The sequence below is a fragment of the Tumebacillus algifaecis genome, from assembly GCF_002243515.1.
GTDB classification, from domain to species: Bacteria; Bacillota; Bacilli; order Tumebacillales; family Tumebacillaceae; genus Tumebacillus_A; species Tumebacillus_A algifaecis.
On record NZ_CP022657.1, the window covers coordinates 153,323 to 168,875 of the forward strand.

A 15,553-nucleotide genomic window follows, 5' to 3' on the forward strand; every position below is an offset into this window, starting at 1 on the left:
CCAGGAGAGGATGGAATGACCATTGATTAGAAAATCCACAAAACTACGCCAATTGTTGCAAGAAGATCGCTGCCTGAAGATCATTGGTGCCAATGATGGCATGACAGCGATTCTCGGAGAACGTGAAGGTTTCGATGGTCTGTGGGCAAGTGGATTGGCAATCTCGACTTCATACGGTGTGCCTGATGCGAGCATCTTGACGATGACCGAATTTCTCGATGCCGCTAGCATGATGAACAAAGCGTCAAGCCTCCCGATCATTGCCGACTGTGACACTGGATTTGGAGAGGTCAACAACATCATCCGGATGATTCGGGAGTATGAAAATGCGGGCATCGCCGCAGTTTGCATCGAAGACAAGAACTTCCCGAAGCGCAACAGCTTCTTGGAAGGGCATGACCTCGCAGATATGTATGAGTTTGCTGCTAAAATCCACATAGCGAAGGCGGCACAGACCGACCCGGATTTTGTAGTCATTGCACGACTTGAGTCACTGATCGCTGGAATGGGTTTGGAAGATGCCTTGACCCGCGCACAGATGTACGCAGATGCCGGTGCGGATGCGATCTTGGTCCACTCCAAATCCAAAGAAGCAACAGAAGTGTTGGCGTTTGCCGCACGGTGGAAAAAGATTGGCCGCAAGACTCCGTTGATCATCGTACCCACCACCTACTATACACTCACCTTCCAGCAAGCAGAGATGGCGGGTTTCAGTATGGTGATCTATGCCAACCAGTTGCTGCGCAGTGCGGTTAAAGCAATGGAGGAGGCATTGTTGGTGATCAACGAGCATGGCAACACCGAACCGCTGGAAGCACAAATGAGTACGGTAAAAGAAGTGTTTTCCCTAGTCAAAACACAGGAGGCTACAGCCAAAGAAACTTCATTTGATCAACTGGTCTCCCGTCTTCGTGAACAAGAGATGACACAAGACCTGCTCTCGGTTGGTGAATCGTCATGAACGTATTACTGCTTGGCACTTTTGACGATACGTTTCAACAGATGATCGCCCGGGATCATCAAGTCCAGATTCTTGCCAAGCGCGATGACGACAAGACATTAGGGATGATAGGGCAAGCGGAGATGGTCGTCATTCGTAGTCCACATCGGATCACCGATGAGATGATACGAGCCGCAGCTCATTTGCGCTGGATTATCCGAGGCGGATCAGGAACAGACAATATCTCATCCCTGTATCGTGAGAAAAACATCGCACTGATCTGTGTACCGGCCAATGCTCGTTCCGTGGCCGAACTGTCGCTTGGGATGATGCTGAGCCTGTACAGACAACTTCGTCAGGCACATCGTTCGCTTCAGGAAGGGAAATGGCTTAAAAATGAGTTGAGCGGGTTTGAAGTTCAAGGGAAAAAGCTGGGGATAATCGGTTTTGGCAACATCGGGCAGACGCTTGGACAGATGGCTCACCTGCTAGGGATGCATGTAAATGTTTCAGACCGATCGATGTACAAAGCGGATAAAGCTCGTCTGCTCGAAGCAATCAATGCAGTGGCGATGGACTCGGAGAGTCTGCTGTCTGATTCCGATATTGTCGTGCTCTGCACACCGTTGACTTCGGAAACGCATCATATGATCTGTCGCGAAACGCTTGCACTGATGAAGACGACTGCGATCTTGATCAACATTGGAAGGGGTGGATTGGTGAACACAGACGACCTGTATCAGCATCTCGTGCAAAAGAAAATTGCTGGTGCAGGACTCGACGTTTTTGAAACTGAGCCGCCAAGTCACCACCCAATTTTTGATTTAGAAAACGTGATCTGCACGCCGCATATCGGGGCACAGACCCGAGATGCAAAGAAACGAATCGGCGATCGCATGATCGAGATTGTGATGGAGATCGTATCGAACCGGCGTTGCTCATGAACGAAGTGCAGATCACCGACATTGAGTGGCATGGCAAGCGAGCATTGTGCCGAGTGGATTTGAATGTCCCCTATCAAAACGGCAAGATAACGGATGACACTCGGATTCGCGGTGCGCTTGGCACCATCGAGTATTTGATCGAACGGGGTGCAAAAGTCATTTTGCTCACCCATCTGGGCTATCCAAAAGGGAAAGTGGTGTCGGAATTGCGTGTTGACCCGATTGCATCGCGGTTATCGGAACTGTTGCAGGTCCCGGTGCGTAAATGCGATGAGACAGTGGGCGAAACGGCACTTCGCGAAATCGAGGGCCTGCAACCTGGCGATGTGCTGTTGCTTGAAAACGTGCGATTCTTAGCAGGTGAAGAGAGCAACTCCCAGGAACTCGCACGGCAATACGCCGAGCTTGGAGATGTGTTCGTATTGGATGCGTTTGCCACGATTCATCGCCGCCACGCGTCGATCATCGGAATCTCTACTCATCTGCCGGCCGTGAGTGGCTTGTTGATGCAACGCGAGTTGCGGGAGTTGCGAAGAGTGACCGAATCACCGGAGTCACCATTTACGGCGATCATGGGCGGTGCAAAAGTCAAGGACAAGATCGAAGTGATCGAACGTCTGCTAGAAACCACAGACCAACTGTTGATCGGTGGAGCCATTGCCAATACATTTCTGGCGGCGCAGGGATTGGAAGTCGGCTGTTCCCTGTACGACGAGGGAAAAATCGAACGTGCGGCAGTGATTCTGCAACTGGCACAACAGAAACAGAGGACGTTGTTGTTACCAGTCGATGTACTGGTTACGAACACCGATGATGAGACAGAGCTGAAAGTGGTCGCTGTGACGGACGTTCAAACACATCATGCAATCGTTGACATCGGTCCGAAGACGAGAAGATCGTTTGCCGACACGATTCAACAGTCCCGATTGGTGGTCTGGAATGGGGCGATGGGTATTTTTGAACATCCCGCAACAGCAGGCGGGACACTGTCGCTGATTCAAGCGCTGGTGCACTCTCCCGCATACACCGTGATCGGTGGTGGTGACACTCTGTCTTCGGTAAAACTGGCAGGTTGTATGGAACAGTTGGATTATCTGTCAACAGGCGGTGGCGCGATGCTCAAGTTCTTAGAAGGAAGCGAACTGCCAGGTCTGAGTGGTTTGCGTCGCCGCACAATTTGATTGAACGGAGAGGGTACAGAATGGACAATGCTATTTTACTAGTAGGTCCAGGCAGTGAGCACCTGGGGGATGGACTTCACGAAGTGACAGGTATCCCTCTGGGGCAAGTATCACGCCGAATCTTCCCCGATCAGGAAGTGTGCGTGCGGGTAGATGCTTCGTTGCAGGGGAAAGTGGTATTCATCCTGCAGAACACACAACAACCACAGGAACGTCATTTGCAACAACTTTATCAACTCGTCGAAGTGGCTGCGAATCAAGGAGCTGAGCAGATTATTTGTATCGTGCCCTATCTGGCATACTCTCGACAAGACAGACGTACGCATGAAGGGGAGCCCGAATCAGGGTTGATCGTCCTGCGAACGTTGCAGATGCTAGGTGCGGACAAGATCGTTACGGTGGACGTTCACAACCCACGCTTACTGGAACGGGCCTCACTTCCTGCTGTCAACCTGACGACGGAAACACTTTTCGCCGATTTCTTCATGAATCAAGACTTGGTTGACCCTGTGATCGTTTCACCTGACCGAGGAGGTTCTGCTCGCGTAGGGTCTGTTGCGTCCATCACCAGATTCCCCACTCTGGTGCTGAAAAAGAATAAAGACGTAACCGGCTATACTTGGTATGACATAAGTGATCTGCATCTCAAGGGGCGCGATGTGGTCGTGCTTGATGATCTGTGTTCCTCGGGCTCTACTTTCATTCCATTAGCTCAGTATTTGCGTGAGGTGGGTGCTGGTAACATCTACTACGGGGTGACACACTTCTTTGCGAACGGTGACCAAGTCATGGAGCGAATCGGTTTTCCGGTACGCATTCTAGGGTCGGACACGATACTGACGCCTTGGATGCAGGTCTCTGTTGTGCCATTGATCGCACGTTGGATCGAACGGGAATTGACGGAGATCTGTGCAAGCAAGAATTTAAACATGAGGTGACGAAAATGATCAAAGTAGCACCGTCCGTAATGTGTGCCGACTATATGCGATTGGGAGAACACATTCGTGCAGTGGAAGAGGGAGGAGCGGACTGGTTGCACTTAGATGTGATGGACGGGCATTTTGTCCCTGGATTCACATTTGGCGCTGATTTGATCAAACAACTCCGCGCAGTGACTCATCTACCGCTTGATGTGCATTTGATGAGTGACCGCCCGCTTGAGCATATGCATGATTATCTGGGACTGGGGATTGATATGCTCACGGTTCATGCAGAAGCAACGTATGATCTGTTCCGCTGTGTGGCAACAGTCAAGCGTGCCGGTGTGCGCGCGGGTGTCGCTTTAAACCCGGCAACTCCGTTGTCTGTCCTTGAGGATATTCTGCCCGAATTGGACTGCGTATTGATCATGACTGTGGCACCCGGTTTCATCGGTCAATCATTAATACCATCCGCGTTGAAAAAAGCAGGAACCCTAGTTCGTGAGTTGAAAAATAATAATATGAATCATATTCAGGTTGTTGTGGACGGTGGTGTCAAAATTCATAACATCGAGCAAATCGCTGCACAGGGTATCGATGGTGTAGTTTCAGGTACAGGCGTATTTCAACTGGAGGACATTCCATCTGGAATTCGAGAAATGAAGCGACGCTCGCTACACGTGACAGCTGGGTCTGGCACCTAAAGCCACATATAAGGGGTGTTTTTGGTGAACCGTTTGGTTGTGATTGCAGTAGGGGTGCTTGTCACATGGTTGTGGGCCTCCTCTTACATATTCAATAAGTTTGCGTTTCAAGATGGCGTTGGCCCTTTCATGTTGGCCGGGATGCGTTACTCGGTGGCTGTGCTTACATTCGTTCTGTTTGCTCTTTTTAATCGACTGCGCAAACGAATCAAAAGCGGGGGACTGGTAGAACGACCGCGAGCAGGGCTCTCGTTCATGCAGTATTTGTTGCTTGGGGTCACTGGATTTGTGATGGCACAAGGATTGCAATATGGGGGGCAGTTGTACCTCACCCCAACGCAGACAAGTTTGGTGCTGAGTATCGGAAACATGTTGTTTGTGTTTTTGGTCGATCTGATTTGGCTGCGTGAGATTCGGAACAAAGCGATTTTTGTAGGTGCAATTGTTGTGGTCGCGGGGATTCTCTCCTACTACTATCCATGGAACATCGGTTGGGACAGCGGGATCGGCATTTTCTTGGTATTGTTGTCTTGCCTCGGCTACGCGATCAACTTGACAGCAACTCGTCATTTTTTAACAGAAAAAAAGGTACAACCAGGGCAATTGGTGATTTATCCGATGTTGATCGGTGCTGTTTTTATGGTATTGATCGGTCTGATTAAAGAAGGGCTTCCGGAGGTCAATGCTTCGTTGATCGGCATTGTGCTGTGGTTGGGCACGGTGAATGGTGCTTTGGCATTCTATCTCTGGGCATGGACCCAAAAAACGTTGAAAGCGTACGAGAGCAGCATCTTGAACAATCTGGTGATGCCGGAAGTTGCACTTCTCGACGTCTTGGTCTTCTCGCGCTCGCTGTCGTTTTTACAGTTCGTCGGTCTCTTTCTTACCTTGGCAGGTATTGCATACATACAATTCTCTCCATTGTTCAAGAAACGACCTGCCGAGTCCATTTCATCACATAAATCCGGCTAGACTGAAGAAGCCTGTTCATTCGCAGGCTTCTTTTGATTTAGAAAAACCGATCATTTGCAGGATGATTGAAAATGACATTTCGGCAAGTAGATTGCTCAAAACTTCTTGGAGGATGCGATCGGTGACCGCGCTAAAACTACGTAAGCCCTCATCTAGGGCAAGCTCGGCATTCACGATCGGGTGAGGGTGGTTGAGGTGTAGCAGGCGTATCTGAGCGAAGCAGGATGAACCAAGACATAAAAACAGACCCCCTTTGCGCCAGAAGAGCGTGGAAGAGGGTCTGTTTTTTTGCATTTGCGCATGTTCGATTACCGGACGGAAGTCGCTTCGATCTGCTCGCGTAGGAATTCTTCCTCTCGATTCGTATCGAGGAGGAGGCGGAAGACCATTTTCCAGCGGCTTTTGCCTCGATCGAGGATGTACTTGTTTCCGATCTCGCGCAGTCGATTCAGCAACACCAGCTTTTGCTGCGGATTTTTTTCCGCGTGGTAAGCCGCTAACGCATCGTCCACGAGGGTGACCGACCGACGCATAGCGGCGTTGTTTGAATACTGTAACCATTCTTCGTTCGACATCAGATAGGACTTGTTCGGTCCGTCTCGACGTGCCGACATCGAGGTATTGATTCGATCCACGATCTGCGGTACATCGCGCTGATCCTTCGCAGACGGTTTGAGTTGTTCTCTGATATTTGCCAAGGTCGGTTCGCCTAGTTCCGGCTCTGCCGACATTTTGTCATGCGCTGTGCGATACAGTGATTTGTACGGTTGGTCACCGTTGCCCTCTTCGTGTTTGCGTTTGGCAATCTGCTTGACGAGACTTTCTTCTGGCAGTTTGACCTGACCTGGGATCGCACCGCCCAAGGTCATATCTTCCGCACCGTGATGCGGCGTCTTCACTTGATCTGTCAACTTGCCATCGCGCTCTCCGACGCTCCCGGCCATTCGGTAGCTCCCGAGCGTCCAGTTGCCCAAGTTCCTCCGGTACAGCTCTTTATGGTAGAACAGGAAAGCGACCAAGTCGATAACAAAGTCCAGCTTGGCTTGCAATTCCGCTTCCAACTCATAGCGGAAGATCACCGGATTGTTCGAGTCCTGCTCCACCATTTTCGTTTCTGGGTTGAGTTTGACTTTCCCTTCGATCGCCGCACGTGTCGCGGCGGAAAGCGTCGCGGACGCTTCCAGATAGGCGCGCAGAGCCAGCAGGATCTCATGGCCCAACTTCATCCCTGCACCAATGGAGAAGGTCAATTCGGCGCTCAACTCGGCCAACGCTTTGATATTGTAGACAGACTCTTGAGCGATCGACTTGTCGCGCTCGATCATACCGGCTGCCTTCGCGGAGATGCCGCCTCCGATGCCCATTTCCAGAAAGAGCGAGATCGGTGTAGGGGAAATCGGCAAGGTGGCTCCGACTTTGATCGGCCAGAATCCGCTAGTGGACGGGAATTTGAACTGCCCGGCGATGGCAGCTTTTTCTTTTTCCTGATCGAGCAGACCTTGGATCCCACCGCCAAACAGGGAGATCTTCATCACTTTGCTCGGGCCGATCCATTTTTCATACTCGCCGACACTTACTTTGCCGTCGCGAATCGTGATGTTCTTCGCTTTGAGGTGAACTTGTGCCAGGTCACTCAGTCCACCGCCACCGGAGATCTCATCGAAGCCCATCGATTTTTTCAGGCCTTCTTTGTCGCCACCAATCTCATCCACATCTTTGGCGGCGATTTGGTCTTTGCCACCTCCGAGCACGACTTGCGCTTCGGCGATCGACATCGAGCCATCCGCGTTGATGTCAACTTTGGTAGCGGCGAAGTGAAACTTCCCGATCGAGAAGGTGATTCCGTTGATCTCACCTTCCAACTTGCGGTTGGTATCATAGCGCAAGTGCTTGATCGAACCATAGCCTTGGAATATGTCGTAGTCCAAGCGCACATCTGCATTATCCACTTGAGCATAGAGGACGTCTTCATAACCGATGGCGGCATGACCGTTGATCGTCAAGCCCTTCAGCGGTGACCAGTCTTGGACGGTGACGCCCCCCTGGATTTTCTGGATTTTCTTGTCTTTGGAGATCTGAAGCACATCCAAGGTAGGTTTGAATGGCATGCCATGCGGCGTCAAGTCGTACATCGCATTCACGATGCGCAGGTATTCGCGTGTGACGAGCGCCTGCTCGAGGCTGAAATTGCCCGCTTTGAATTCGAAGACATCGAGTTGGCGGAAGGCGCCGTCCGGCTCCAGTTCGAGTTGGGCTCCCGTTTGAATCTCCGTACTGAAAGGTTCGGGTAGTTTGAGTGTGATATTGCCAGCACCAAATTTGTAACCTTTTCCTTTTTTGTATCCGCCGGTGATCTTGTCGAGTTCCAAGAGCGAACCTACTTTGAATTTGGCGAGGCTGACTTCCAGGGTGTTCAATCCACGGTCGCTGACGGTGAGCTCTTCCAAGACCAAATTCTCCATGTCGAAGATCAGGAAGCTGGAATGCCCGATGATCAGCTTGTTTTGCAGCGTCATGTCAATAGCGAATGAGAGATCCCAGCCTAGGCGAGCATGAATCTCGTCCACCGTGTATTCTTGGCCGAAGAGTCGGATCGTGACTTTGGACTTGGCGTCCAGGCCTCCCATTTCTTTTTGGTTGTCATCCGTTTTGCTGCGCACGATGGAGAGATCTTGCATCTCCAGTTTGATCACTTTGAGATCGAGGCTCGTCCCAGTGGGTTTCTCTCGGGCTTGCGAGTTTTCCAGCGCATCCTGTTCGGATGACGGTGTGTCGGGGGTGAGACCGAGGCTCCATTTCATAAAATCACCTACGCGCGACATCACGTTGACAGTGCCAAGGTATTGCTCGGCCGTTTTGAGGTAGTAGACGACGTTTTGCATCATCGCACTGCCTTCCGCATCATCGGCGGCGTTGGCTTCAAAGGTGGAAAGCATCATCTTCGGAACGAAGCTGGGCAGTAGATTGTCAACTTTGTGCAGGACAACCCCCATGACAAACTTCAGACCGGCGCGCGTGTTGGGGCCTAGCTCGTTCCAAAATTCGGTGACTTTCGTGAAGGCGGAGAGGCAGGTTGCAGTATATTTCAACAACGTCGTCAGGTCGGGAAGCATGCTCTGGATCAAGGTGTCCGCGTAGAGCATGAACCCATCGATGACTTTGATGAGTACTTGTTTACCGACTTCAGGAAGGATTTTGTTCATGAGGATGTCTTGGAGTACCTGCGTGCCCAAATTGCTGATTTGAGATTCCGTCTCCTCGTCACCCTCGCGTTGCAACACAGGGGAGGCGAGCGCAGCAGATGGGTCTTTTTGCATTTGCTGGGCAGTCATCCGATTCCTCAACATCTGAGTGACGGCGCGATTGCCAACCGTCTTTTGCAGTTGCAATAGCTGAGCAGCCGAATAGGAACTTGCTTCACGGCGGGGGGAAGTGCGATCCGTCCCACCGCCAACAAGCGGGGTTGAATTCGTATTCTGTGTGCTCGGCGCTTGAACGGGTGGCTGGAACATCTACGTCATCACTCATTTCCGTACAGATTTCTATATTTAGCATAACATAAATATCATATAAATTCGATTGATGCGAAATTTTCGTTTGCTATACCGATGCAGGTAAAAAGTGGGTAGGTACAACCACGTAGTGGCTGGGTAATTGGAAATGTATGCTGATTTCCAAGCCAAGCCATGAAGATCATTGGCAAATGAATTTCGTTTTCAAAAGAGAACGGTGAAGACCCCATCCTGAATCGTTTCGCGAAAGGTGGGGATCTTTCTTGTTTGATATTCTCAAGTGGAGGTAAAGGTGGGCAGGAATTTTGCTTACGTCACAGCTAAGGTCGGGTGAAGATGGTCGAGGTGTTGCGGGTGTATCTGAGCGAAGCGGGATGAACCAAGACATGAAAAAGCAGACCCCCTTTGCGTCAACTGAGCGTGGAAGAGGGTCTGGTTATGGATGTTTGTGCACGTTCGACTATCGGGCTGAAGTCGCTGCGATCTGCTCGTGTAGGAATTCTTCCTCTCGATTCGTATCGAGGAGGAGGCAGAAGACCATTTTCCAGCGGCTTTTGCTTTTATCGAGGATGTACTGGTTTCCGATCTCACGCAGTCGATTTAGCAGCAACAGCTTTTGGCGTGGATTTCTTCCGTGTGGTAAGCCTGCAACGCATCGTCCACGATGGTGACCGATCGGCGCATGGCGGCGTTGTTCGAATACTGTAACCATTCTTCGTTCGACATCAGATAGGACTTGTTCGGTCCGTCTTGACGTGCCGACATCGAGGCATGGATTCGATCCACGATCTGCGGTACATCGCGCTGATCCTTCGCAGACGGTTAGAGTTGTTCTCTGATATTCGCCAAGGTCGGTTCACCTAGTTCCGGCTCTGCCGACATTTTGTCATGAGCGGTGCAATACAGTGATTTGTACGGTGGGTCACTGCTGCCCTCTTCGTGTTAGCGTTTGGCAATCTGCTTGACGAGATTTTCTTCTGGCAGTTTGACCTGACCTGGGATTGCACCGCCCAAGGTCATATCTTCCGCACCGCGACACGGTGTCTTCACTTCGTCTGTCTTGCCATCTCGCTCTCGGAAGCTCCTTGCTATTCGGTAGCTTCCGAGCGTCCAGATGCCCAAATTCTGACGATAAAGCGGTTTATGGTAGAACAGGAAAGCGACCAAGTCGATGACAAAGTCCAGCTTGGCTTGCAACTCGTAGCGGAAGATCACCAGATTGCTCGAGTCTTGCTCCACTATCTTCGTATCCGGGTTGAGTTTGATTCCCCTCGATCGCCGCGCTCGATCATACCAGATGCCTGCGCGGAGATGCTGCCCCCCCCCCCCGACGCCCATTTCCAGAAAGAGCGAGATCGGTGTCGGAGGAATTGGCAAGTTTGCCCCGACTTTGATCGGCCAGAATCCGCTAGTTGACGGGAATTTGAACTGCCCGGCGATAGCAGCCTTTTCTTTTTCCTGATCGAGCAGACCTTGGATCCCAACGCCAAACAGGGAGATCTTCATCACTTTGCTCGGGCCGATCCATTTTTCATACTCGCCGACGCTTACTTTGCCGTCGCGGATCGTGATGTTCTTCGCTTTGAGATGAACTTGTGCCAGGTTACTCAGTCTACCGCCACCGGAGATCTCATCGAAGCCCATCGATTTTTTCAAGCCTTCTTTGGCGGCGATTTGGTTTTTGCCACCTCCGAGCACGACTTGCGCTTAGGCGATCGACATCGAGCCATCTGGGTTGATGTCAACTTTGGTAGCGGTGAAGTGAAACTCACCGATCGTGAAGGTGATTTCGTTGATCTAACCTTCCAACTTGCGGTTGGTATTATAGCGCAAGTGTTTGATCGAACCATAGCCTTGGAACATGTCGTAGTCCAAGCGCACGTCTGCATCGTCCACTTGAGCATAGAGGACGTTTTCATATCCGATGGCGGCGTGACCGTTGATCGTCAAGCCCTTCAGCGGCGACCAGCCTTGGACGGTGACGCTCCCTTGGATTTTCTCGGTTTTCTTGTCTTTGAAGATCTGAAGCACATCCAAAGTAGGTTTGAATGGCATGCCATACGGTGTCAAGTCGTACTTCGCACCCTCGATGAGCAGGTGTTCACGCGTGACGAGCACTTGCTGGACTGTGAAGTTCTTGCCCGCGTTGAAAACGAAGACATTGAGCTGTTTGAAGGCACCGTCATTCTTCAGTTTGAGCTGGGCACTCGCTTGTAAATTAGTCCGTGTATAAATACGTAATTTTATTTTTATATAAATTTGCAACTTTAAAAGCGACCGTCGAATTTAAGAAGGTTTTTTTCTCTGGGCACAGAAAAATTGTATTATGATAGTTTGAACTTTATATTATTTTTAAATTTGGGAGGAGAAAAAATATCTTGGATACAAATCATCCTGAGATTATCAAAGCAGTTCAAAATGATAGGTTAGTGTTTTTTATAGGATCAGGTTTCTCTCGTGAGTTAGGTTTCCCCGATTGGAAAGGTTTATTGAAGGAGATCATACAGGCTCTATTACCAACGAATCCAAACTACGATTTATTAATTCAAACTTTAGATGAAGGTTTCTTGACAGAGATAGAGGTATTAGAGAAGCTTCAGAAGCATAAAAAAGATGTGCTTGAAGTACTTGCTCGGACTTTTCAATTACACCAAGCAAATAACAGCAAACTAAATAAACACAGAAAACTATGGAAGATTACCAAAAAATTCATTACTACTAACTATGATAAAGCATTGGAAACTGCAAATCAATCTTCTAACAAGGTAGTGTACGACAACGAATTTTATGTGGCTAAACTCAACGTCGAAGATAACTATGTGTTTAAGTTACACGGATGTATAGAAGACCCATCTAGATGTATCCTGTTTGAAGAAAATTATAAGGAATTGTACAACGGTCATTCTGCTGCAATCGAGACTCTGAAAAAGATTGGTTCTGACAAAACAATTATCTTTTTGGGTTTTAGCCTAGCAGACCCTTTTGTCAAAAAACAGTTTGATTATATTAATAATGTCTATAAAGGAATGCAAAACAAACATTTTATCATTACAACTTCTGGTGAAGATTTCGAAACATATGTGGAACCGATCAAGATTGATAATTGGGGAGAAGCATTGGATCAATTATTAGATTCCCTTGTAGTCTTGAAAGAAAATGTTGTGCAAACATCAATGACCCGATTAATCGACGTATTGGAACCATCAACACAAATACATAAGACGAAAGAAATCATAGTAGCTTCGGATATACGAATAGCCATTCTGATTGCAACGCCGATTAACAAACAGTTTGATTATGATTTTGATAAAATTGCAAGCCATTTCTCAAACCTAAATATAACAATTGATTTTTTCCACTTATCAGTTGAAGCATTGAATAACCTTGAGGGTTTTGATTATCTCCTTCTATTCACAGAATCCGTACAAGGTAAAATCGTTGTAGAAGATGATAACTTTAAAGCAAAAACTCAATCTATACAAGAATTGGAAAGAGAAATCTTCGATGATCAAATAAAAGGAATCTTCCTCTTCATAGATAAAGAAGTTGAGATGGATACAACAAATATTTCACTACCGATTGTTGCTCAAAAATTTGGTAATGGAAAACTATCTCGATTTGTTTTTTCTACTTTCAAAAAAGCAAAAGCGTCATTGTTAACCGAAGCTGTCATAATCAATCAAGATAGTCTAGTTCTGACTAAAGTTGAAAGCGGAAGCGCGACGATTAATAAGAAAAAAAGTCCATTGAGTAAACGAATTGAACCAAAAAACCTAAAAACCTTCGTTGGACGAGGTACTGATCTTGAAGTTCTTGTTCGTAAGATACTTGATATCAAGCAATCGATTCTCACCATTAAAGGCTCTGGTGGAATTGGTAAAACTACAATTATCAAGAAGCTCGCAGTAGAATTTTCTGATCGAAATTATTTTGTTGATGGCATTTTCTTTATTGATTGTGAAAATATCATCGATTTCCAGAGCTTTGAATATAAAGTAGCAATGTGTTTTGATCTAGAGAATTCCATTGATCTGATGGCATATATCAAACAAGATGAACGGAAACTAAGTTCATTAATAATATTTGATAATTTTGAATCACTTTTGTATATTGAAGCAGAAGAGATCAGGAAGATTAAAAATCTTGTATCATTCATTTGTGATTATGCTACTGTAGTAATAACATCGAGGGAATGGATCGGCCTTGATTATGAGGAGCGATACGAGCTAAGGTTTTTTACGACAGATGAAGCCGTCGAACTCTTTCTGAAGTATTACCAACACACCATTAACGAAATAGACATGCGAATCTTGCGTGCAGACATTCTTGAAAATTTACTGAACAACAATCCATTGGCGATAAAAATTATTGCGAAGAACATACCTAAAACCAAAAATATGTTTGCCCTAAAGGAAGACCTAGAATCAGATTTTTTCAACACAACACAATCTGGATTTGAAAACATTTTTATCAAGGAGGCCGATTCCAATATTGAACGTTCCAAATCCCTGTATCAATCCATTTACTACTCATATAGCAAATTAGCACCAAGGGAGAAACTAGCTTTTGAGATACTTTGTTTGTTCCCTGATGGCATGCATATGGAAACCTATAAAAAATTCTTTGAAGACAAGGAAATTAGATTAGATATGAACCGGATTAGTGACCGTGAAATAAAATCCCTTGAGAACAAATCCCTTGTAGAGATTACTCAAGGACTTCTCCGATTACAGTCAATTGTAGGGAGATTTGCTGAACATCAATTTAGTAGAAGAACTTTTGATGAAAAAGAAAGTTACTATAGACGTGCGTTTCAGTATGTACACTTTTTAGTAAATGTAATTGATAAAATGTCCAAAACTGAAGCTTTTTTATCAGTTGTTGGCGAAATATCCGAGAACAACAAGGAAAATTTCTTTAAATGTCTAGAGTATTTAGATAAATTCGAGTTCGATATGGAAAGAAAATTGGAAATAATATTATATTTCCCGCATTTTGTTCGTAGTATTGACCAAAGGGATCGTTTTGAAAAGATAATAATACGTCTAAGAGAACATTTTAGAAGTGTTGAAAATAGTGAACTGCTGATAAATCTTATCTTACACGTTTCGAAATTTCTCCATTATAGTGGAAAGTTTGATGATTCGCTTAAGGGGTTAGTAGAGTTAATTCCAATGCATAAACTCAATCAACTATCTAACGAAGTTAAGACAAGTGGTTATATTATAAATTGGTCTTTACAGTCCTATCTATTAATAGGGAATGCTTTGGAGGTTTTGAGGTATATGATAAATAACAATCACTATAATGAGCATGTGTTTACTTTATCGCTTTACTATCTTGGCTTATTTAAGTCGTTTGATGACCTTCGTAGAGAAAAAGTCAATCATTTTTTCAGGCTTGAATCAAGTTATAACCGGAACATCTTAGAAATCCATACGCTAGAAGACTACCTGTGCAATATTTTTGAAAAAGATTTTACCGAGGTTATGCAGGTGAATTATATAAAAGCTAAAATGGGATATCAGACAGCAGAAAACGTTATGAAACTTGTTGTTGTGAATCCATATACTCAAGGTTTACAAAACCTGATGTTAGCTTTCCTCGAAACGAATACTGATCGAGCAATTCATCTCTACACAGAAGCAATAAAAAATCTTGATTATGTAAAATACTATCAAACTGAGGGTATTTTCTTCTTTTCCAAATTTCTTAAAGCAATTAATTCAATGGAATACCAAAAATGGTTTGATCGAGGCTACACTTCCGCTAAGGAATGTGAATACAGATATCTTATTCACTGTTTTGAGTCTCTCAAAACAGGGGAAGACGAACCCTATAATGAATACAAACGTGAATTTCCCGACAAACTTGATATTGAGGGCTTTATTCGTAAGCATTCAAAAAAACCTTGATCAAGTATCTGTCGTACGGATTTGGATCAAACTGCTCAATGTTGGGAAACAAGTTGGAAATAAGGGGCACGAGCCGTTGGCGAAATCTCTTCCTTCCGCGACTTCTTTTTGGATGGTGTTGTCTGCAAACGGCAGTCCTTTGTTTTGAAGGCTCCGAAGGTGTAGTAGAGGAGCGTAAGAATTCCCAGCCCCCGTCGGCTGCCGTTCGCATGACCACCCCTGTGGCGTATTGCGGGTATCTCAAGTTTCCCTTTGTGGAAGAAATCGTTGTCGTGAATTCTCTTTTGCGTCCCATCATTACGCTGGATGGGCTATTTCACCTGTAATGTGGTCATGAAATGCGTCAATCTTTGGACAGGCAATCGTGCCAGATTTCGGTCATCAAGCAGCGGCGGTTACATAAGGCTCTACATGATGAAAAGAGAGCCTTGAGTCAACACTCAAGGCTCTCTTTTATTCGATTCC

General features: G+C 46.7%; 12 protein-coding genes. 7 read left to right on the plus strand and 5 right to left on the minus strand.

The features are described 5' to 3' along the window. The first annotated feature begins 22 nt into the window (after positions 1-22). From aepX to CIG75_RS00880, 6 genes are read left to right on the plus strand one after another with little or no spacing between them, the layout of a single operon-like run. On the plus strand, positions 23-961 hold the full coding sequence (gene aepX / locus CIG75_RS00855) for a phosphoenolpyruvate mutase (RefSeq protein ID WP_227874312.1): 939 nt from the start codon (positions 23-25) through the stop codon (positions 959-961). Beyond that, positions 958-1,884, plus strand: a complete 927-nt coding sequence (locus tag CIG75_RS00860) for an NAD(P)-dependent oxidoreductase (protein WP_094234925.1) — start codon at positions 958-960, stop codon at positions 1,882-1,884. Before aepX ends, CIG75_RS00860 begins: the two co-directional genes overlap by 4 nt. Then, a complete protein-coding gene (locus CIG75_RS00865; RefSeq protein WP_094234926.1) occupies positions 1,881-3,065 on the plus strand; it encodes a phosphoglycerate kinase in 1,185 nt (394 codons plus the stop codon). Before CIG75_RS00860 ends, CIG75_RS00865 begins: the two co-directional genes overlap by 4 nt. A gap of 20 nt (positions 3,066-3,085) precedes the next feature. Beyond that, on the plus strand, positions 3,086-4,003 hold the full coding sequence (gene prs, locus CIG75_RS00870) for a ribose-phosphate diphosphokinase (RefSeq protein WP_094234927.1): 918 nt from the start codon (positions 3,086-3,088) through the stop codon (positions 4,001-4,003). Between the two features lie 5 nt (positions 4,004-4,008). Then, positions 4,009-4,689: a ribulose-phosphate 3-epimerase gene (gene rpe / locus CIG75_RS00875; protein WP_094234928.1), complete on the plus strand. Its 681-nt coding sequence runs from the start codon at positions 4,009-4,011 to the stop codon at positions 4,687-4,689. Between the two features lie 24 nt (positions 4,690-4,713). Then, positions 4,714-5,661, plus strand: coding sequence for a DMT family transporter (locus CIG75_RS00880; RefSeq protein WP_094234929.1), 948 nt, complete (start codon positions 4,714-4,716; stop codon positions 5,659-5,661). Between the two features lie 15 nt (positions 5,662-5,676). On the opposite strand, the gene CIG75_RS20500 is transcribed toward CIG75_RS00880, so the two are convergent. From CIG75_RS20500 to CIG75_RS00900, 5 genes are all read right to left on the minus strand, one after another. Then, on the minus strand, positions 5,677-5,955 hold the full coding sequence (locus CIG75_RS20500; RefSeq protein WP_157729307.1) for a hypothetical protein: 279 nt from the start codon (positions 5,953-5,955) through the stop codon (positions 5,677-5,679). 14 nt (positions 5,956-5,969) lie between these two features. After that, positions 5,970-9,173: a hypothetical protein gene (locus CIG75_RS00885; protein WP_094234930.1), complete on the minus strand. Its 3,204-nt coding sequence runs from the start codon at positions 9,171-9,173 to the stop codon at positions 5,970-5,972. A 600-nt stretch (positions 9,174-9,773) separates the two neighbouring features. Then, positions 9,774-9,959, minus strand: a complete 186-nt coding sequence (locus CIG75_RS00890; protein WP_094234931.1) for a hypothetical protein — start codon at positions 9,957-9,959, stop codon at positions 9,774-9,776. Between the two features lie 156 nt (positions 9,960-10,115). Continuing rightward, positions 10,116-10,829, minus strand: a complete 714-nt coding sequence (locus CIG75_RS00895; RefSeq protein WP_157729308.1) for a hypothetical protein — start codon at positions 10,827-10,829, stop codon at positions 10,116-10,118. 141 nt (positions 10,830-10,970) lie between these two features. Further along, on the minus strand, positions 10,971-11,438 hold the full coding sequence (locus CIG75_RS00900; protein ID WP_157729309.1) for a hypothetical protein: 468 nt from the start codon (positions 11,436-11,438) through the stop codon (positions 10,971-10,973). 113 nt (positions 11,439-11,551) lie between these two features. On the opposite strand from CIG75_RS00900, the gene CIG75_RS00905 reads away from it, so the two are divergent. After that, complete coding sequence (locus tag CIG75_RS00905; protein WP_157729310.1) at positions 11,552-15,088, plus strand: SIR2 family protein; 3,537 nt, start codon at positions 11,552-11,554, stop codon at positions 15,086-15,088. The last annotated feature ends 465 nt before the right edge of the window (positions 15,089-15,553 follow it).

Coding starts and splice junctions, on each gene's coding strand:
- prs (WP_094234927.1), top strand. CDS start 3,086: ATGGACAATGCTATTTTACTAGTAGGTCCAGGCAGTGAGCACCTGGGG.
- CIG75_RS00885 (WP_094234930.1), bottom strand. CDS start 9,173: ATGTTCCAGCCACCCGTTCAAGCGCCGAGCACACAGAATACGAATTCA.
- CIG75_RS20500 (WP_157729307.1), bottom strand. CDS start 5,955: ATGCAAAAAAACAGACCCTCTTCCACGCTCTTCTGGCGCAAAGGGGGT.
- CIG75_RS00860 (WP_094234925.1), top strand. CDS start 958: ATGAACGTATTACTGCTTGGCACTTTTGACGATACGTTTCAACAGATG.
- rpe (WP_094234928.1), top strand. CDS start 4,009: ATGATCAAAGTAGCACCGTCCGTAATGTGTGCCGACTATATGCGATTG.
- CIG75_RS00865 (WP_094234926.1), top strand. CDS start 1,881: ATGAACGAAGTGCAGATCACCGACATTGAGTGGCATGGCAAGCGAGCA.